The sequence below is a fragment of the Pseudoalteromonas sp. 13-15 genome, assembly GCF_001468205.2.
Lineage (GTDB): Bacteria > Pseudomonadota > Gammaproteobacteria > Enterobacterales > Alteromonadaceae > Pseudoalteromonas > Pseudoalteromonas marina.
This window is the reverse complement of sequence record NZ_CP019162.1, coordinates 1,918,808-1,936,299: the sequence shown is the minus strand read 5'-3', so window position 1 is coordinate 1,936,299 and position 17,492 is coordinate 1,918,808. Positions and strand designations below refer to the sequence as shown.

Annotated in this window: 17 protein-coding genes; 10 read left to right on the top strand and 7 right to left on the bottom strand. The window is 40.3% G+C overall.

Translation table 11 applies throughout. The features are described from left to right. Nucleotides 1-6: 6 nt before the first annotated feature. The 3 genes from parC (at nucleotide 7) to rraB (ending at nucleotide 3,578) form a co-directional block, all read left to right on the top strand. Nucleotides 7-2,304, top strand: a complete 2,298-nt coding sequence (parC, locus tag ATS72_RS09020) for a DNA topoisomerase IV subunit A (protein WP_058429715.1) — start codon at nucleotides 7-9, stop codon at nucleotides 2,302-2,304. Nucleotides 2,305-2,529: 225 nt separating this feature from the next. Next, entirely contained in the window at nucleotides 2,530-3,243 is a 714-nt protein-coding gene (locus tag ATS72_RS09015) for a 1-acylglycerol-3-phosphate O-acyltransferase (RefSeq protein WP_006793172.1), read from the top strand. Next, the gene (gene rraB / locus ATS72_RS09010; protein WP_006793171.1) at nucleotides 3,243-3,578 is read left to right on the top strand and encodes a ribonuclease E inhibitor RraB; all 336 of its coding nucleotides are present in this window, start codon (nucleotides 3,243-3,245) and stop codon (nucleotides 3,576-3,578) included. Before ATS72_RS09015 ends, rraB begins: the two co-directional genes overlap by 1 nt. 218 nt (nucleotides 3,579-3,796) lie before the next feature. On the opposite strand, the gene ATS72_RS09005 is transcribed toward rraB, so the two are convergent. Continuing rightward, nucleotides 3,797-4,768 carry a zinc transporter ZntB gene (locus ATS72_RS09005; protein ID WP_010556568.1) on the bottom strand — a complete coding sequence of 324 codons (972 nt, stop codon included), beginning with the start codon at nucleotides 4,766-4,768 and terminating at the stop codon, nucleotides 3,797-3,799. Nucleotides 4,769-5,034: 266 nt separating this feature from the next. On the opposite strand from ATS72_RS09005, the gene ATS72_RS09000 reads away from it, so the two are divergent. From ATS72_RS09000 to ATS72_RS08990, 3 genes are all read left to right on the top strand, one after another. Continuing rightward, nucleotides 5,035-5,457, top strand: coding sequence for an ATP-dependent zinc protease family protein (locus ATS72_RS09000; RefSeq protein WP_006793169.1), 423 nt, complete (start codon nucleotides 5,035-5,037; stop codon nucleotides 5,455-5,457). Between the two features lie 75 nt (nucleotides 5,458-5,532). Next, on the top strand, nucleotides 5,533-6,438 hold the full coding sequence (rimK, locus tag ATS72_RS08995; protein WP_006793168.1) for a 30S ribosomal protein S6--L-glutamate ligase: 906 nt from the start codon (nucleotides 5,533-5,535) through the stop codon (nucleotides 6,436-6,438). Further along, a complete protein-coding gene (locus ATS72_RS08990) occupies nucleotides 6,425-7,483 on the top strand; it encodes a succinylglutamate desuccinylase/aspartoacylase family protein (RefSeq protein ID WP_006793167.1) in 1,059 nt (352 codons plus the stop codon). The genes rimK and ATS72_RS08990 overlap by 14 nt, the downstream gene beginning before the upstream one ends. Before the next feature lie 61 nt (nucleotides 7,484-7,544). On the opposite strand, the gene ATS72_RS08985 is transcribed toward ATS72_RS08990, so the two are convergent. The 4 genes from ATS72_RS08985 to recQ form a co-directional block, all read right to left on the bottom strand. Then, nucleotides 7,545-8,117, bottom strand: coding sequence for a mechanosensitive ion channel domain-containing protein (locus ATS72_RS08985; RefSeq protein WP_058429716.1), 573 nt, complete (start codon nucleotides 8,115-8,117; stop codon nucleotides 7,545-7,547). 119 nt (nucleotides 8,118-8,236) lie between these two features. Further along, nucleotides 8,237-9,886, bottom strand: a complete 1,650-nt coding sequence (locus ATS72_RS08980) for a ShlB/FhaC/HecB family hemolysin secretion/activation protein (RefSeq protein WP_425320031.1) — start codon at nucleotides 9,884-9,886, stop codon at nucleotides 8,237-8,239. A gap of 164 nt (nucleotides 9,887-10,050) precedes the next feature. Then, nucleotides 10,051-10,335 (bottom strand): DUF3630 family protein, encoded by a 285-nt coding sequence (locus ATS72_RS08975; RefSeq protein ID WP_058429718.1) that lies wholly within the window; start codon nucleotides 10,333-10,335, stop codon nucleotides 10,051-10,053. A gap of 7 nt (nucleotides 10,336-10,342) precedes the next feature. Then, nucleotides 10,343-12,166, bottom strand: a complete 1,824-nt coding sequence (gene recQ / locus ATS72_RS08970) for a DNA helicase RecQ (RefSeq protein ID WP_008128967.1) — start codon at nucleotides 12,164-12,166, stop codon at nucleotides 10,343-10,345. A 107-nt stretch (nucleotides 12,167-12,273) separates the two neighbouring features. Between recQ and ATS72_RS08965 the strand changes: the two genes are divergently transcribed. Then, nucleotides 12,274-12,729 carry a thioesterase family protein gene (locus tag ATS72_RS08965; protein WP_006793162.1) on the top strand — a complete coding sequence of 152 codons (456 nt, stop codon included), beginning with the start codon at nucleotides 12,274-12,276 and terminating at the stop codon, nucleotides 12,727-12,729. Between the two features lie 51 nt (nucleotides 12,730-12,780). Further along, a complete protein-coding gene (gene rarD / locus ATS72_RS08960) occupies nucleotides 12,781-13,701 on the top strand; it encodes an EamA family transporter RarD (RefSeq protein WP_058429719.1) in 921 nt (306 codons plus the stop codon). A gap of 8 nt (nucleotides 13,702-13,709) precedes the next feature. On the opposite strand, the gene ATS72_RS08955 is transcribed toward rarD, so the two are convergent. Together ATS72_RS08955 and ATS72_RS08950 are read right to left on the bottom strand one after the other, a co-directional pair. Further along, nucleotides 13,710-14,945 (bottom strand): diguanylate cyclase, encoded by a 1,236-nt coding sequence (locus ATS72_RS08955; protein WP_058429720.1) that lies wholly within the window; start codon nucleotides 14,943-14,945, stop codon nucleotides 13,710-13,712. Between the two features lie 85 nt (nucleotides 14,946-15,030). After that, nucleotides 15,031-15,405 carry a DUF413 domain-containing protein gene (locus ATS72_RS08950; RefSeq protein WP_058429721.1) on the bottom strand — a complete coding sequence of 125 codons (375 nt, stop codon included), beginning with the start codon at nucleotides 15,403-15,405 and terminating at the stop codon, nucleotides 15,031-15,033. A 91-nt stretch (nucleotides 15,406-15,496) separates the two neighbouring features. On the opposite strand from ATS72_RS08950, the gene ATS72_RS08945 reads away from it, so the two are divergent. Together ATS72_RS08945 and ATS72_RS08940 are read left to right on the top strand one after the other, a co-directional pair. Next, nucleotides 15,497-16,351, top strand: coding sequence for a LysR family transcriptional regulator (locus ATS72_RS08945; RefSeq protein ID WP_008128976.1), 855 nt, complete (start codon nucleotides 15,497-15,499; stop codon nucleotides 16,349-16,351). 185 nt (nucleotides 16,352-16,536) lie between these two features. Continuing rightward, nucleotides 16,537-17,466, top strand: coding sequence for a porin (locus ATS72_RS08940; protein WP_039038258.1), 930 nt, complete (start codon nucleotides 16,537-16,539; stop codon nucleotides 17,464-17,466). Nucleotides 17,467-17,492 lie beyond the last annotated feature (26 nt).

The following is a 17,492-nucleotide window of genomic DNA, read 5'->3' as shown; positions in this document are numbered from 1 at the left end:
GCTTTAATGAGTGATACAGATACCTTGCTAATGCAAGGAATAGAGCAACAAACAATGGGGCGCTTTACTGAAGACGCCTATTTAAACTATTCCATGTACGTGATCATGGATCGTGCTTTGCCACATGTTGGTGATGGCTTAAAACCAGTGCAGCGTCGTATTATTTACGCGATGAGCGAATTAGGTTTATCGGCCGCAGCTAAATATAAAAAGTCAGCCCGTACCGTGGGTGACGTACTCGGTAAATATCACCCTCATGGCGATAGTGCTTGTTACGAAGCCATGGTACTTATGGCGCAACCGTTTTCGTATCGCTATCCACTTGTCGACGGCCAAGGAAACTGGGGGGCTGCTGATGATCCTAAATCATTTGCTGCAATGCGTTATACTGAAGCGCGTTTATCTAAGTTTTCTGAAGTACTGCTTAAAGAGCTTGGCCAAGGCACGGTAGATTGGACACCAAACTTTGATGGTACACTAGACGAACCAGTTGTATTGCCCTCACGCTTACCGCATATTTTACTTAATGGCATTACCGGTATTGCTGTTGGTATGGCAACTGATATTCCGCCTCATAACGTGAGAGAAGTAGCCAGTGCATGTTGTTTATTACTCGACAAACCAAAGACAGAGCTTGATGAATTATTAGAGCTAGTACACGCACCTGACTACCCAACCGATGCCGAAATAATTACCCCAAAAGCCGATATTCATAAAATATATAAAACCGGCCGAGGCTCAATTAAAATGCGTGCGGTGTATAGTGAAGAGCAAGGCGATATTGTGATCACCGCGCTTCCGCATCAATGTTCAGGCGGTAAGGTACTTGAGCAAATTGCAGCGCAAATGAACGCAAAAAAACTGCCTATGATTGCTGATTTACGTGACGAGTCAGATCACGAAAACCCAACACGTATAGTGATTATACCGCGCTCTAATCGTATTAAAGCAGAGCCATTAATGGCTCACTTGTTTGCGACCACCGATTTAGAAAAAAACTACCGCGTAAACTTAAATATGCTGGGGCTAGATGGTCGTCCGCAGGTTAAAGATTTGCGTAGTATTTTAAGTGAGTGGCTCATATTTAGGCGCGAGACTGTTCGTCGTCGTTTGCAGTATCGTTTAGATAAAGTACTGGCGCGCTTACATATTTTAGAAGGCTTATTAGCAGCATTCTTAAATATTGATGAAGTGATTGAAATTATTCGCAGTGAAGATAAGCCAAAGCCTATTTTAATGCAGCGCTTTGATTTAACCGATATACAAGCAGAAGCTATTTTAGAGTTAAAACTCCGCCATTTAGCTAAACTTGAAGAGTTTAAAATTCGTGGTGAGCAAGACGAGCTTGCTAAAGAGCGTGATAAATTAGAACTCACGCTTGGTTCTGACCGCCGTATGTCAACGTTGCTTAAAAAAGAAATTCAAGAAGCGGCAGAAATGTATGGCGACGATCGTCGTTCTCCTGTTATCGAGCGCTCGGAAGCGAAAGCTTTAAACGAAAAAGATTTAATTCCATCGGAATCAGTGACTGTTGTTCTTTCAGACAAAGGGTGGGCACGCGTTGGTAAAGGCCATGACTTGGATGCAGAAGGGTTAAGTTACCGCTCAGGCGATGCCTACAGAGCTTCAGCTCGCGGTAAGAGTAATCAGCCCGCCGTATTTTTAGATTCAGCAGGGCGTGCATTTGCAACTGATGCACACAGTTTACCGTCGGCACGTAGCCAAGGCGAGCCAATGACTGGGCGTTTTAACTTAACAACAGGTGCAAATTTTGAGCACGTTGTTATGGCTGAAGATAGCCAAGTATTACTAATGGCATCGGACGCGGGTTACGGTTTTATCACTGATTTTAAAGATCTTGTGAGTAAAAACAAAAACGGTAAAGCGTTAGTGAGTGTGCCTAAAGGCGGTATTTTACTCAAACCAATTAGAGTGAGCGATGTAGCTAGCGATTACTGTATGGCTATTTCTAACGAAGGACGCATGCTTTTATTCCCACTACGCGATTTACCTAAACTAGGTAAAGGTAAGGGTAATAAAATTATTTCTATCCCTGGTGCAAAGGTACAGGCTCGTGAAGAGTTTGTAAAAGTACTGGCTGTTGTCCCTCTAGGAAGTAGCGTTACATTGCATGCAGGTAAACGCAAGCTAACCCTTAAACCAACAGATTTAGAGCATTATCATGGTGAACGAGGTCGTCGTGGGAATAAGTTACCGCGAGGCTTGCAGCGTGTTGATGAAGCCGTTGTTGAGCTAACGCCTCAAGATGAAGAGCCTGTTGAAAGTACAGCAGATGAATCATAAGCGTTGAGCTCACGTATTACGGCCTGCAATTGCAGGCCGTTTTTGTTTGTAGAGCCCAATTTTTACCATTTTATTGTTATGTGTTAAGCAATTAATTTTAGCATTGACTCTATTTCAGCGTACAGTTGTTCGCTATTGTCTCGTCTGTGTCACAAAATAACGTTATAATAGTGTCATAGTGCGTAATGACATGCGCACCGCACACAATTGATTTGGAGAACGAGTTTGTTAGCTGTAATACGTGTTTTTATTATGTTTATGTTTATATTGTTGAGTTGTATTTTTGGTTTATTACTTTCATTAGTCAGGCCTTTTCACCCAAATAATGTTCACATAATTGCAGGCTGGTTTGGTTCTATGGCCAAAATGATCGGTGTTAAATTAGTGCTGACACGCCATCAAGATGCCGAAAATATTGGCCCTGCAGTGTACGTTGCAAATCATCAAAATAGTTATGATTTATTTACAGTACCAGCAATGGTACCAAAAAACTGTGTAAGCCTTGGTAAAAAGAGCCTAAAGTGGATCCCATTTTTTGGTCAACTTTATTGGCTGTCGGGCAATATTTTAATAGATAGAGCGAATCGTTCAAAAGCGGCTGGTACTATTTCAAAAGCAGCTGAAAAAATTAAGAAAAATGGGCTATCTATATGGGTATTTGCAGAAGGTACACGAAGCTATGGGCGCGGTTTATTACCTTTTAAAACAGGTGCTTTTCATACCGCGATGAGTGCGGACGTGCCAGTGGTTCCCGTGTGTATGAATACAACGCATAAAACCATTAAGCTAAATCGTTGGGATAATGGTACAATTTACATCGAAATGTTAGCGCCTATATCACTTGATAAAAGTATAAGTGCGCGAGAGCACGCTCAAAACGTACATACTGTTATGGCTGCTAAAATAAACGAATTAGATGCTCAAGTGAGAGAGAAATAATGGAAAACTGGCGCGAAATAAGTGAAGACATCGTAAGTTCACTACTTGAAGATGGATCAGATCCTGAAATACTTTATGAAGTAGAACACCACTTTGTGTGTGAAGACTTCCCTAAACTAGAGCAAGCCGCATTGGCTGCTTTTAAATTAGGCTACGATGTTGAAGAGCCAGCAGAGCTTGAGCTTGAAGACGGCAGCAAAATTTGGAGCTTCGACATAGTAGTAGAAGCTGAGCTAGACGTAGACGTCATTATGGAAGACGTTGATAAACTAGCAGCACTTGCTGTTGAATGCGACGTTGAGTACGACGGTTGGGGCACTTACTTTCAAGAGTAATTAGCGACTCAAGTATGAAAAATAAAAAAGGCGAGCATTTAATAATGCGCGCCTTTTTAGTTTTTAATTGATTGCTATATCAGGTTCATATCAATACTTAATAAACTTGAAGGGCTAAATCTGGGAGGCCATGGTTTAAACTTAGGTATTTAGAATAACTAAACATTTGCCCTGTCATGACATGATTTTTCAGCCTCAAGATAGATTACTTAATACTTTTAGAGCCATTTTTTATTTTTAAAATACACGCCAATACCACCGGTAAGTATCACTAAAAATACAATAAATAGCGTAAATGCGTAAGGGTTGTCTGTTCCAGGTATACCGCCTACGTTAACGCCAAGCAAACCAGTTAAAAAGCCTAAAGGTAAAAACAAGGCTGCCACTACTGACATCACATACATACGTTGGTTTAACTGCTCAGAAACATGGTTAGTAACTGTTTGTTGAATAATTTGTGCACGCTCTATTGAGCTGTCTAATTCTTCAAGGTAGCGAATAAGTAAGTTAGTGGTTTCGTTTAGCTTTGCCTTATCGTCATCTAAAAGCCACTCATAATGACCGTTTACCATTGTAGTGAGCGCCTCTTTTTGAGGCTTTAAATAACGCTTAAGCGCAATAGTTTGGCGGCGTAACTGCGATAGCGCTTGGTTGTCAAAACGCTTACTTGGCTCGTCTATTTCTTCTTCAAAGCCATCAAGTGTTTCATCTAAAGAGTTAATAACACTTTGCATGCGTGAAGTCAGTTTTTGTGTAATAGCACACACAAGCTCTGATATAGAGCACGGGCCTTTATTGTCTTTTAACGAGTTAAGTACATCGTCAATAGATAAAAGGCGACGCTTGCGAGAAGTGATGACTATATTTTCGTTAATAAATAAACGTACCGACACCATGTCCTCGGGGCTTTGCGCTGGGTTTAAGTTTACACCGCGCAAAAACAGCATGTGTCCATTTGCAGACTGCGTGATACGTGGGCGTGTTTCATCCGCCGTAAATGACTCTAGCTCATAATCGGTTAAAAGCTCACAGTGTTTGAGCCAGTTGACTACGTCGGTTTGGCTGTAATCCATATGGACCCATAATTTACCTTGCTCAGGTTGCCAGTTGTGAAGGTCTTCGCTGCTTTTAACAGCACGTGTACCGCCTTTTTCATCAAGCACTAGGGCATGAAGCAAACCATTAATCATAATAAGATCTCAAAAGAGTGTATTTTTAATACTGTAAACTATAGTGTATCTACATACCCAAAACATATTTACTTTTAATAAGTTAAAACATATTCAATTTAAGTAGAGTCATAGTGCTGATTTAATTTTATGCTCAGCAAGGCGCGCATTGTGTGATGAGTTACCTTAAAAGATCAATTTAATTTACTCATCGACTAGATAAATTTATTTCGTTGGTGTTTTTTCACCCGTAGCGTATAAACCTCTTTTTTACTAAGGGCACATTTATGACGACAAAAATAACAATAGGTTGGCGTGAGTGGTTAAGTTTACCTGAGCTTGGTATTGAGCGGATCAAGGCTAAAGTTGACACTGGTGCACGCACTTCATGTATTCATGCAATTAACATTGAAGAATATGAAGTTGATGGCGAAAAGTGGGTTAAATTTACAGCTCAACCGTTACAAGATGACGAAGAAACTCAAATTACTTGTAATGCTAAAGTGAAAAAAATGAAATACGTAACCAGTTCCAGTGGTGAAAAACAGCTGCGTTATTTTATAGAAACAACATTACATGCGGGTGAACATAGCTGGCCTATTGAAGTCACCCTCACAAGCCGTGCAACCATGAAGTTTAGAATGTTGCTAGGTCGAACAGCCATGGAGAATCGTGTCATTGTTGACACGGCTTTATCTCATTTATTATAAAAAGTGTTGGGCTTAAGTTGCATAAAAAGCAGCTATTAAGCACTAATGCTGTAAAATTTAGTTAAGGTTTTAACTATGAAAATCGGTATTTTATCTCGTAACAGAAAGCTATATTCAACACGTCGTTTAATCGAGGCTGCAGAGGCTCGTGGGCACGAAGTGAAAGTGATAGACGCACTTCGCTCGTACATGAATATAAACTCTGAACAGCCTGAAATTCACTATCGCGGTGAAAACTTAAAAGATTTCGATGCCATTGTGCCGCGTATTGGCGCATCGGTAACATTTTATGGCTGTGCCGTTTTACGCCAGTTTGAAATGATGGGGGTATACCCAGTAAACGAATCTGTGGCTATTTCTCGTTCACGCGATAAATTACGTTCGTTACAGTTATTATCACGCAAGGGTGTAGGCATGCCTGTAACGGGGTTTGCGAGCAAGCCTGATGACGTGAAAGATTTACTCGAAATGGTTGGTGGTGCACCGGTTGTGATTAAATTACTAGAGGGCACACAAGGTATTGGTGTTGTACTTGCTGAAACGCGCAAAGCTGCTGAAAGTGTAATCGAAGCTTTCATGGGCTTAAAAGCCAATATTATGGTTCAGGAATACATTAAAGAAGCGGGTGGTGCGGATATTCGCTGTTTTGTGTTAGGCGATAAAGTAATTGCAGCGATGAAGCGCCAAGCGCAAGAAGGTGAGTTCCGTTCAAACCTTCACCGTGGTGGTAGCGCTACACTAGTTCGTATTACGCCTGAAGAGCGTAAAACCGCCGTTGCTGCAGCAAAAGCTATGGGCTTAAATGTAGCGGGTGTAGATTTACTTCGCTCATCTCGTGGGCCTTTAGTGATGGAGGTTAACTCATCACCAGGTCTTGAAGGTATAGAAATAGCAACTGGTAAAGACATTGCGGGCATGGTGATTGATTTCATCGAAAAAAATGCCTCAATCAAAGGAACCGCAACTCGTGGCAAAGGTTAAAATTAACCGTCCTTTCACTTTATTAGGTGAAAGCATTGGTGTTGGTGAACGCAAAACGTTAGCTTTAGAAGCTGCAAAGCTTTACACCCACTCACCCCTTAACATACCTATAGAGGTTGTTAATGGCGTAATGGAAGGCCCTGTACTGATGGTATGTGCCGCTATTCATGGTGATGAATTAAATGGGGTAGAAGTTGTACGTCAATTACTGGCTAAAATAGATCCAAGCCAGCTACGTGGCACGCTTATCGCTGTACCCATTGTTAACGTGTTTGGTTTTATTCATAAGTCGCGCTATTTACCCGACCGTCGTGACATGAACCGCAGTTTTCCAGGTTCTGAAAGAGGGTCGCTAGCGGGTCGTATGGCGTATATGTTTTTCAATCAAGTTGCAGTGCATTGCACACATATTATTGACTTACATACTGGGGCTATACACCGAACAAACTTGCCACAAATACGTGCAAATTTGGCGGATGAAGCTACGGCGCAGATGGCCAAAGCCTTTGGCACACCAGCAGTAATAGATGCGTCATTGCGTAATGGTTCATTAAGAAGTGAAGCGGCGAATTTAGGCATACCGGTTATTACTTACGAAGCGGGTGAAGCGCTTCGTTTTGATCCGATAGCAATAGCCGCAGGTGTACAAGGTGTTGATTATGTAATGCGTCATTTAAAAATGATGCGTGGTAAACGCCCTAAAAAAATACCTGAGCCTATCATTGCGCGTTCAACAAGTTGGGTGCGTGCTGAAGTAGATGGTATTGTGCGCGCTCAAGTTTCGTTAGGAGAGCGTGTTACAAAAGGGCAAGTACTGGCTTTTATAAGTAGTCCACTTGGTGATTCTGAGCTAGAACTGCGTGCGCCACGAAGTGGGATTATTATAGGTCAGCAAACTATGCCATTAGTAAATGAAGGCGATGCTGTATTCCACATTGCTTACTTTGCAAACGACAATAGCGTGGTTGAGCAGCAGCTAGAAACATTTATTGATGGAATAAATGATTTAGAAGATGAGCTAAAAACTGCAGAGCTAAATAACTAATACTTAAGCAATTAGTAAAAAGCCGCTTTAATCATTAAAGCGGCTTTTTTTATATGAAAATTTATGTTTTTTTAGGGCCTATAATACGTTTAACAGCAGGTGCTTTTGATGGTTTAGGTTCTGCGTTTAAAACCAAAACAGGGCGGGTAACAAATAAGTTATTAGGGTAGATGACGCGGTGCCCATCAATATGTTCAAGTACGACATTCATTAAGCCCATTTCGACAATTCGCCCTTCAATATGATTTGCGCCATCGATAATGCGTACCCAAAAGCCAACACGGCAGTCGTTTTGAATAAACATTAATAAAAACGCGGTCAGGTTACTTAATAATGACCATGCTGCAAATAGCGCTACACCTAACATTGCAAATAGTGACGAGCCTAGAACCAATAATCCTCTTAGTTCAATACCCCAAAATACCAGCACTAAACATAACATGACAAAGGCAAGAATAATTTTAAGAAGTAACTCTGCGCGGTATTTACGGTGCAAATCAACTTTACCTTTAATGGCTTTTTCAAGCAGCTTTTTAGTTAGCTTTAAAAGCACTGGAAACAGTAACAAGGCAATAATGGTGACTATGAGTTTATATTGATTGGTGAGTAATTCTAAAACATCTAAAAATTCCAAAATAGCGCCTTTTGCAGTTATGTGACAATTAAAAGTAGTAAATAAAGCAACGTGTTAGATGAGCCTTAACTAGCTTAAAGGCCTTAGTTTAGCGTGTTATTTTGGTGCTAAGTAGCTATTTAAAAAGATTTTTTTACACTGACAAGCCACTGTACAGAGTCGACATCGTCGGCGCTATCTATGGGGGCGGCTATATCAAGGTGGATCATAGTTCCTGCATTTGCTCTACTTGGTGCTAGGCGCAAACCAACGCCTACATTTTTGAGAACATGATTATTTTCACCATTTGTTTGGTCATTAAACCATGCCCTACCAATATCTATAAAGCCTGCGCCACCTACTTTAAATAGTTGTAGCAAATCGTACTCCCAGTAGTAGCGTTTTTCTAGGCTCACTAAAAAGCTACGGTCGCCATGTTGGTAATCCATAGGGTAACCACGCAGGCCTGTCTCGCCACCTAAGGTAAGCTGTTGGTCGGCTGTTAGGTTTTTTGCATATTGCACGCGACCTTTTACATACCAAGACTGATCAACACTTGTATTTAGATAATATTGTACTTGCGAGGTCGCTTTAAAATTTTCGAGTTGTTTTTGTTCTTTATTCCAAAATCCCTCTAGGTTCGTGCTAAAACGCCAAAGCGTATTATCGCCAGAAAAATGCGCTGTTTTAACATTAAGCGAATACACCAAGCGGCTATCGTCATCACTTAATGACTCATCTGAGTAACCGAGTAATGCTTGTGCATTCCAGCCTAGGTTTAAATCTTCAGTGCGATAAATACTGTCAAAATTTCGTACCTTAATAAAATTATCTTCAAACCAATGGCCGCTAATATAGGGATAACTGTAGCTTCTATCTTTAGCTAAAGGCTCAAACGTGGTTTGAATAGCAGTAAATGTATGCTGCTCATCTACATAACCTAAGCTAATTCGCTGGGTCCAGCTATTACTTAATGCTTTAGAATGACCAATAAAAATGCGATTGAGATCGGTTGTTTGATCAAATTCACTAATTTCTTTACCACGCCGGTATAAGGATTCTTCTCGCTGCTCTGAGTAGCTTAAAATACCGTAGCTGTAAGGTGTGTCTATGGCATAAAATGGATAAGTAAGCTCAAGTAAATGACGCTTACCATCGCTGTTATCGGCATACTCTACGCGACCACGGTAACGGCTAGAAAAAATATTAGGATCGTCATATACAAATAAATAGCCACTACGATCGCTATCGGTTGTACGAGAAAAAGACAACCTTTTACCCCACCCAAGCAAGTTTGATTCTCTAAAACCAATGCTCGATTTATTTTCGCCTCCGCTGCGGCTAAAGTTTATTTCTGGCAAGAGTGTCCATAAATCACGGGTAATTACTTTTACATCTATGTCGCCATCACAGTTTTCTGTTGCGCTAATTTGTGCGTCGTATAGGTAGTTTTCTTTTCGCAGCAGACGCTCTGATTCAGAAAGTTTTTTGGCATCGTAAAGGTCGCCAGAGCTAAAAAGTAGTAAATTTTTAATTACCTCAGGCTCAGTTTGAATGTGTGCTCGGTTAGCAAACCTAAACAATGCGTTATTTTCTTCTTCAAGGTGGGTATTAAATACGTTGAGTTGCTCAAGCGTAATGGTGGCAATTTTTGCGTCAGGCTTTGCGGCAATAAGCACTGTTTCATCGTTAAGTTGGCGACGTAGTTTTTCTTCGCTCAAATTTATTGATGACTCAAGAGGACAGCTACCAATGTTTGAAGGAAATTGCTCAGCAAAGGCGCAAGGCATTAATAAAAAAAGACAAATTAACCCACCACAATAGGGCGAAAACCACGTATTACTAACCATTAAGCCTCTTATCTACTGCGTAGCAAACGACTACCGTGATATCAGCTTACATCATTGTTATTTAATTGTAAGTAAAAAGCATGGGTGTTAACAAAATAATTAATTTAGCTTAAGTAATAGGCCAGCGTTGCTAATAAGTGCTCAGCTTCTGGGCCTTCGCCGTTAATCCAAATACTTTGGCTGTAGTGTTCGTAATTTAGGTTAAACGCTTGTTGGCTATAAGAAAAACGTACCTGATGCCTATCCGCTCCCGCCGAATACTCGCTAATAGCGATATCGTCTGAATGTAGGAATAAGGTACTCCACAGCTCAAAGTCTTCATCGTGTGGCGGCTCTGTTGGGGTAATGATGATGCATTGGTGCGTGTGGTCGTAATCTATTTTGCTCATAATTGGCTTATTGTGTGGCTAAGTAGTTGCGAATTGCTGTTAAAAAAGCACCGCCGTATTTGTTTAACTTGGTAAAACCAACGCCTGACACTTTTAAAAACTCACTGTCGTTCGTGGGCATTAGCTGCGCCATTTCGGCTAACGTTTTATCATTAAATACCACATACGGTGGCACATCGTCGGCATCGGCTAGTTCTTTGCGTAATGAACGCAAGCGAGCAAATAGTTTTTTATCATAATTAAATTGCGCTAGTTTATCTTGATATACGTGTTTTGCTTGTAAGCGAGGCTCAGCTAATTGCAGCGCGTATTCGCTTTTTAATATAGCGCGGGCGGCTTCGGTTAAGCGCAAAGAGGCGCCTTGTGTTATATCTTGGCTTAGTAATCCTTGGTGGATTAATTGGCGTAAAATACTTAGCCAAAACTCACTGCTTCTGTCTTTACCAATACCATAGGTGCTCAACTGGTGATGATTGTTATCGCGAATACGACTCGTGTTGGCGCCACGTAATAGCTCTACAATGTATCCTAAACCAAATCGCTGTTCAGCTCTGTATACACACGAAAGCGCTTGTTGGGCAACAAGCGTACCGTCAAAGCTTTTTGGTGGGTTTAAGCAAATATCACAGTTACCACATTGCTCGCGTTGGTATTCACTAAAGTAGTTAAGTAGTATCTGACGGCGGCACGTTTGTGCCTCAGCAAAGCTTGCCATGGCATTAAAGCGCTGCTCTTCTACACGGCGACGTTGCTCGTCGTCAATATCTTCAAAAAAGCGCCTTACACGGCCTATATCGGCAGGATCAAAGTACATAATTGCTTCGGCAGCTAAGCCATCGCGTCCTGCTCTTCCTGTTTCTTGATAGTATGCTTCTATACTTTTGGGAATGTCGTAGTGCAAAACAAAACGTACATTGGGTTTATTAATCCCCATACCAAAAGCGACGGTTGCTACCACTATTTGAATATCGTCACGGGCAAAACCTGTTTGCACAAACTGGCGTTGTTCGTTGCTCATACCTGCATGGTAAGCGGCTGCATTAAGGCCTGCGTCGGCAAGTTTTTCTGCTATGTCGTCAACACGTTTTCGGCTAGTGCAATAAATAATGCCACTTTGGTTTTTTTGTTCTTTTAAGTAGCGTAATAGTTGCACCATAGGTTTAAATTTTTCTTCTATGGTGTAACGAATGTTAGGTCTATCAAAGCTGCCAGTATGAATGTAAGGCTGCTGAAGTTTTAACTGTTCAACAATATCAAAGCGTGTGGCTTTATCGGCCGTCGCTGTAAGGGCCATCATGGGCACATGGGCAAAGCGTTGCTTAAGTTCGTTTAAGCGAAAATAATGCGGTCTAAAATCATGACCCCAATGCGATACACAATGCGCTTCATCGATCGCAAATAAGCTTATTTTTAAATGCGATAATCGCTCTAAAAAATCACGTTGTAATACTTTTTCGGGGGCTACATACAATAGTTTAATAAGCCCTTGGTGAAGTTGCTGATAAACACGTTGCTGTTCTTCGCGAGCTAGGCTGTTATTAACATATGCCGCTTTTACACCCAAAGCTTGAAGCTGCGCGACTTGATCTTGCATAAGCGAAATAAGTGGCGAGATAACAATGGTCACCCCTTCAAGAACTAACGCCGGAATTTGATAACACACAGATTTTCCGCCACCAGTGGGTAGCAAAACAAGTGTGTCCTGAGCATTTAAAGCGGCATCAATAACGGCTTTTTGGCCATCTCGAAACTCGCTGTAACCAAACACTTGTTTGAGGACAGTCTCGGGTTTTCGCACTAAGGTGCTTGAAGGTAGTGTAGATGTATTCATTGGCGGGTATTTTAGTGTTTTTTTTATAAGATGTCTTTAGCTTTACGCTCGTAGTTTTAAACAAGGTATGTTTTACTCGATGTACCTATTAATATCCGAGAATAATAATGAATAAAGAAATGTTAATTGAACAAGTTGGGGCGCTATTCGTAAATGGTATGCCGTTTAATCAATTTTTAAATATATCGGTAGAATCACTTAGCCCAGAACAAGCTAAAATTACATTCCCGTGGCAGGATGTTTTTATAGGTAACCCAGCCCAAAAAATTCTTCATGGTGGGATTATTTCAGCGGTGCTCGATAACGTCGGTGGTATGCTCGCAGCGGCGAGTGTGATAGATAAGCTGACCGATTTAGATATGAACAGTGTACAAAAAAAATTAGCAACACTGGGCACTATTGATTTACGCACCGATTATTTGCGCCCAGGAAAAGGGGATGTGTTTACCGCCAGTGCCACGCTTATTCGTTCAGGTAATAAAGTGTGCGTGTGCCGAATGGAATTACATAATGAGCAATCTGTACAAATCGCTTTTGGCACGGGCACGTATTTAGTTGGATAAAACCTGTTTGGCGAGTAAACTGGCGACCTTTTAAATCACTAAGTGTTTACTATGCCAATTGTTACCGAGCAGCGTAAAGGCGCAATATTTGCCTGTCTTGCTTTTGTTATGTGGGGTCTTGCTCCCATTTACTTCAAGTTAATACAACATGTGACTGCATTTGAAATATTAATGCATCGTGTTGTGTGGTCAGTCGTATTTTTAATTTTAGTGGTGAGTGTTCTAAAGTACTGGCGTAAAATTAAGCACATTATAATACAGCCCAAACTGATGTTAATGCTGGTTGTCACCTCGGGGCTACTTGGTTTTAACTGGGGATTATTTATATGGGCGATTAACAATAACCATATGCTCGATGCAAGTTTAGGCTATTACATAAATCCGCTGTTAAATGTTTTATTAGGCATGCTTTTTTTAGGTGAACGCCTCCGAAAATTTCAAGGTGTGGCTGTTGGGCTTGCGTTCTCGGGTGTGATATTACAGTTGGTGAGTTTTGGCTCGTTCCCTGTTGTTGCTTTTTCACTCGCGGTATCGTTTGCACTTTATGGCCTGTTACGAAAAAAGCTTCCTGTTGAGGCGTTACCGGGCATTTTGCTCGAGGCGTTAATATTGCTACCAGTGGCGTTGGTTTATTGGTGGATGATGGCACCTTCTGCTACTTCAAGCCTGCCAAATAACGATTGGCTTACTAATTTACTTCTTATTAGTGCTGGTATTGTTACCACATTGCCGCTGCTTTGCTTTACAGGTGCCGCTAAGCGCTTGCAATATACAACCCTAGGCTTTTTCCAATATATAGGGCCTAGTTTAATGTTTATACTTGCTGTGGTGTTTTACGATGAGGTATTTGATACAGAAAGGCTTATTACCTTTGCATGTATTTGGAGTGCTCTGGCTATCTTTAGTTGGGATTCTTATCATCAATCACGTAAGCGTAAAAAAGCGGCCATTACAGCCGCCGAAGTTGCTTAACTATTTATTTAGCTAGTTACTTGGTTGCGACCAGCTTCTTTAGCCGCATAAAGTTTTTGGTCGGCCTGTTTTAATAATGTATCCATTTGATAAACGGGCCCGCCAAAAAAGCCAATCGAAATAGTCAGTTTTATTTTTTCTTTACTAAACTCTTGGCTGTTATTTTCTACAAAATATCTAAACCCTTCAAGTCTCTTCAGTGCTTCTGGGGTGTTTTCATCTGCAAAGTAAACGGCAAATTCTTCACCACCTAAACGCGCGACTAAATATTTTTCAAAGTATTTTTTAAAGCAAATAGCCAGTCCTTTTAAAACCTGATCGCCTGCATCATGGCCATATGTGTCGTTAATAGATTTAAAGTGGTCTATATCAATCATAGCCAGTGAGCCGTTTGCCTTTTTGAGGCTGAGCGCTTTTAAAGACGTATTTGCTTGCTCAAAAAAGTAACGACGATTAGGTAGGTCAGTAAGGTAATCCGTATTCGCTTGGCGCTTAATTGTGGCTATTTGTTGAAGCATGTCGACGTTTTGGCTTAGCCTGCAATAAAACTCTTCGTTATTAAAGGGTTTATGGAGGTAGTCATTTGCGCCATTTTTTAAAAATAAAGTAGATAGCTCCGACGAGTCAGCGCCTGAAATACCAATAATTGCTTTTTCGTCGTTATTGTATAATCTGCGAATTTCACTGCATAACTCATCGCCATTCATGTTGGGCATCTCGTTATCAGTGATGATCACTGAGATGTCGGGTGACTTTGCCAACATTTCAAGTGCTTGCTTGCCATCCTCAGCTTCAGATACTTGGTATTTATGACGTAGCAATAAGCTCACAATATAGTGGCGGGTAGATATAGAATCATCAACAACTAATACTTTTACACTTTCGTTGCGAGGCAAACGCTTAAGTTGTTTTTCAAGGTATTGATAAGCTTGTTTATTTTCTTTTATTATGTAATCAATTATTGGGAATTTTTCAACAGTATCACGTGTTCTTTTATCAATGCTACCCGTCATGACAATGGTAGGGATTTCTGCGTTAATTGTGCACGGTACTGCCTCACCATTAGGCGCATCAGGCAAAATAAAATCTACAACAGCGCAAAAGTAATTATTTTGACTAATTAGTATTTTTGTTTGTGCTAACGTTTCTGCTACATCTACTTCGTAGCCTACTTTTAGCGCTATATGTTTCTGCACAAGCGCTATAGCAGGTGTATCTTCAACTATTAATATTTTTCGCTTCACGGAACACCCAGTTTATATTATGCAAAAAAATTGCTTAATACACTTTGTAACCGTAAAAGCGCCAAAAAGCAAATAGCTGAGTGTGTTATAGGCTATCTGATTCTGAAAAACTTTCATGATTTATTGGCGCAGGGCTCGATATTTTTGAGCGGCCAAATAAGGTATGAAACTTCGTTTTACAAGTTGTGAGCTTTAGGTATTTCAGCCATGCTCGCTCAATCGGATTAGTGGGTTCTTGTGAGCCAGTTACTACAGCTACAAAATTTTCTTGGTACTCATTTTGTGGTTCAATCGCTTTACTATATAAACCTTTTAAAACAATGCCATGTTGTTCTAGTATACTGGCTTCTAATAAGGTGAAATTTCCGCTGCGGCTAAAACCACGTGGAAAATTTTGATCATCATAAAATTGACGTTGGCTAACAAATGCTTGGCGTAGTAGTGAAATGTTAATGCTCATAGCTATATCCTCATACCCTATTAATTAGTTGGAGTATGATGCAAGTTTGGCAATTTTTTAAACAAGTTATTTTTATCGTGAGGATAAAAAAGTGGATATCGATTTATTAAAAACATTTGTTGAAGTAGTGCGCACGCGTCATTTCGGTAAAGCCGCAGAGAACCTCTATATAACGCAGTCGGCGGTTAGTTTTCGTATTCGTCAATTAGAGCAAGGGCTTGGTGTTAATTTATTTATTCGCCAGCGTAATAATATTCAATTAACAGCGCCTGGTGAGCGGTTGTTGCCTCATGCGCAAATGATCATAACAGGCATGCAGCGCGCCAAAGTAGATGTAGCCCTTGCTGATAATATGCATAAACAAATTAGCTTGGCAGGGACGCCTAATATTTGGGATGCCTTTTTGCAGTTTGGTATTACTAATATTGTGTCGGCTATGCCTGGAGTCTCTTTGGTTGCTGAAGTTAAAGCCCAGCAAGAAAGCACGCGATTATTGCTTGAGCGCACGCTTGATTTAGCCATTTTATTTGATCCACCAAAAGTAGATGAGTTAGTTGTTGAGCGTATTTGTGAACTGCCTATTATTCCTGTAAGTGGGTATGACACTGCAACAAACGAAAACTTTTTTGATAATCAGTACGTGTATGTTGACTGGGGAACGACATTTTCACTTTGGCATGCACGCCAGTTTACCGGTAAAACGCCTCCTTACTTTAGAACAAGTACCGGACGAATTGCGTTAGATTTAATACTACAATGTGGTGGTAGCGCATTTATTCCACATGTTTTGGTTGAGCAACATTTAGAAAATGGTGAATTATTTCATGTAAAAAATGTAGAAAATACGTCAAGAGATATATTTGTAGCCTACCATAGAGATAACGAACAAAAGGAACTGATAGAAACACTCATAAATTTACTACCTACCATTAAGGCACATGCTTAGTAATTGGGTTTTAAGTGGGTACATATTTGTATGATTGATGTTCATGTCCTTTTGATTTCATAAATAATGCAGTTTTATTAACTTTAAAAGTCAAAAATATTTCATTTGTAATATTTCTGTCATTTAGTGGTGACAAACTGCAGTCGTTTTAAAAATTAGTCTTTTGTGATTATCGAGGAAATAACATGAAATTTGTAAAATCGAGCTTATGTGTCGCTTTGCTAAGTGGTTTATCTTTTAATGTACTTGCTGACGTTGATGTTTACGGTAAAGCAAATGTGACTGTTCAGTCTACAGATGACGGCGAAGGGTCGTTCACTGAAATTAAAAGTAATGCATCTCGTTTTGGCCTTAAAGGTTCAGAAAAAATTACCGATGGCTTAGAAGCAGTTTATAAGTTTGAGTTTCAAGTTGATGTAACAGATGCAGACTCAAAAGGCGACGACGATAATATTTCTGCGCGTAACCAATATGTTGGTGTTAAAGGCTCGTTTGGTCAGGTAGTAGTGGGTCGTAACGACACGGCGTTTAAACAAGCGCAAGGTAAACTCGATTTATTTAATGACCTTGAAGGCGATATTAAAAACGTATTCAAGGGTGAAAACCGTTTAGGTGATTCAATTACATATACTTCAAACTCATACGAAGGTTTTAAAGTACTTGCTACTTTTATTGCTGAGGATGATGTAGATGCTGATAACGGTTACTCAATGGCAGTAACTTACGGTGATTCAGCACTTAAAAAGAGTGCGGTATATGCCTCAATTGCAGCTGACAGCGAAGTAAATGGTTACGATGTTGTACGTGCGTCAATCCAAGGTAAAGTTGAAGACTTTAAACTCGGTGCTATGTACCAAACTCAAGAAAAAGTAGACGGTTCAGCTGAAGGTGACGGTTACTTATTAAATGCAGCATACAGCATGGGTAAAAATACGTTTAAAGTTCAGTACCAAGCAATGGACTTTGACGATAGCGATGATAAAACAGCTATTTCAGTGGGTGTTGATCACAAGCTTAACAAAAACATTAAAGTATTTGGCTTTTACTCAAGCTTTGATATGGACAACAACGTAGACCAAGATTACTTAGGTTTAGGTATGGAATATAAGTTTTAACGACGAGTTAAAACACTCCCTTTTTA

Excerpts from the sequence above, each read along its gene's own strand:
- parC (WP_058429715.1), top strand. The coding sequence starts at position 7 with ATGAGTGATACAGATACCTTGCTAATGCAAGGAATAGAGCAACAAACA.
- rraB (WP_006793171.1), top strand. The coding sequence starts at position 3,243 with ATGGAAAACTGGCGCGAAATAAGTGAAGACATCGTAAGTTCACTACTT.
- ATS72_RS09005 (WP_010556568.1), bottom strand. The coding sequence starts at position 4,768 with ATGATTAATGGTTTGCTTCATGCCCTAGTGCTTGATGAAAAAGGCGGT.
- ATS72_RS09000 (WP_006793169.1), top strand. The coding sequence starts at position 5,035 with ATGACGACAAAAATAACAATAGGTTGGCGTGAGTGGTTAAGTTTACCT.
- rimK (WP_006793168.1), top strand. The coding sequence starts at position 5,533 with ATGAAAATCGGTATTTTATCTCGTAACAGAAAGCTATATTCAACACGT.
- ATS72_RS08980 (WP_425320031.1), bottom strand. The coding sequence starts at position 9,886 with ATGCCTTGCGCCTTTGCTGAGCAATTTCCTTCAAACATTGGTAGCTGT.
- ATS72_RS08975 (WP_058429718.1), bottom strand. The coding sequence starts at position 10,335 with ATGAGCAAAATAGATTACGACCACACGCACCAATGCATCATCATTACC.
- recQ (WP_008128967.1), bottom strand. The coding sequence starts at position 12,166 with ATGAATACATCTACACTACCTTCAAGCACCTTAGTGCGAAAACCCGAG.
- ATS72_RS08965 (WP_006793162.1), top strand. The coding sequence starts at position 12,274 with ATGAATAAAGAAATGTTAATTGAACAAGTTGGGGCGCTATTCGTAAAT.
- rarD (WP_058429719.1), top strand. The coding sequence starts at position 12,781 with ATGCCAATTGTTACCGAGCAGCGTAAAGGCGCAATATTTGCCTGTCTT.
- ATS72_RS08950 (WP_058429721.1), bottom strand. The coding sequence starts at position 15,405 with ATGAGCATTAACATTTCACTACTACGCCAAGCATTTGTTAGCCAACGT.
- ATS72_RS08940 (WP_039038258.1), top strand. The coding sequence starts at position 16,537 with ATGAAATTTGTAAAATCGAGCTTATGTGTCGCTTTGCTAAGTGGTTTA.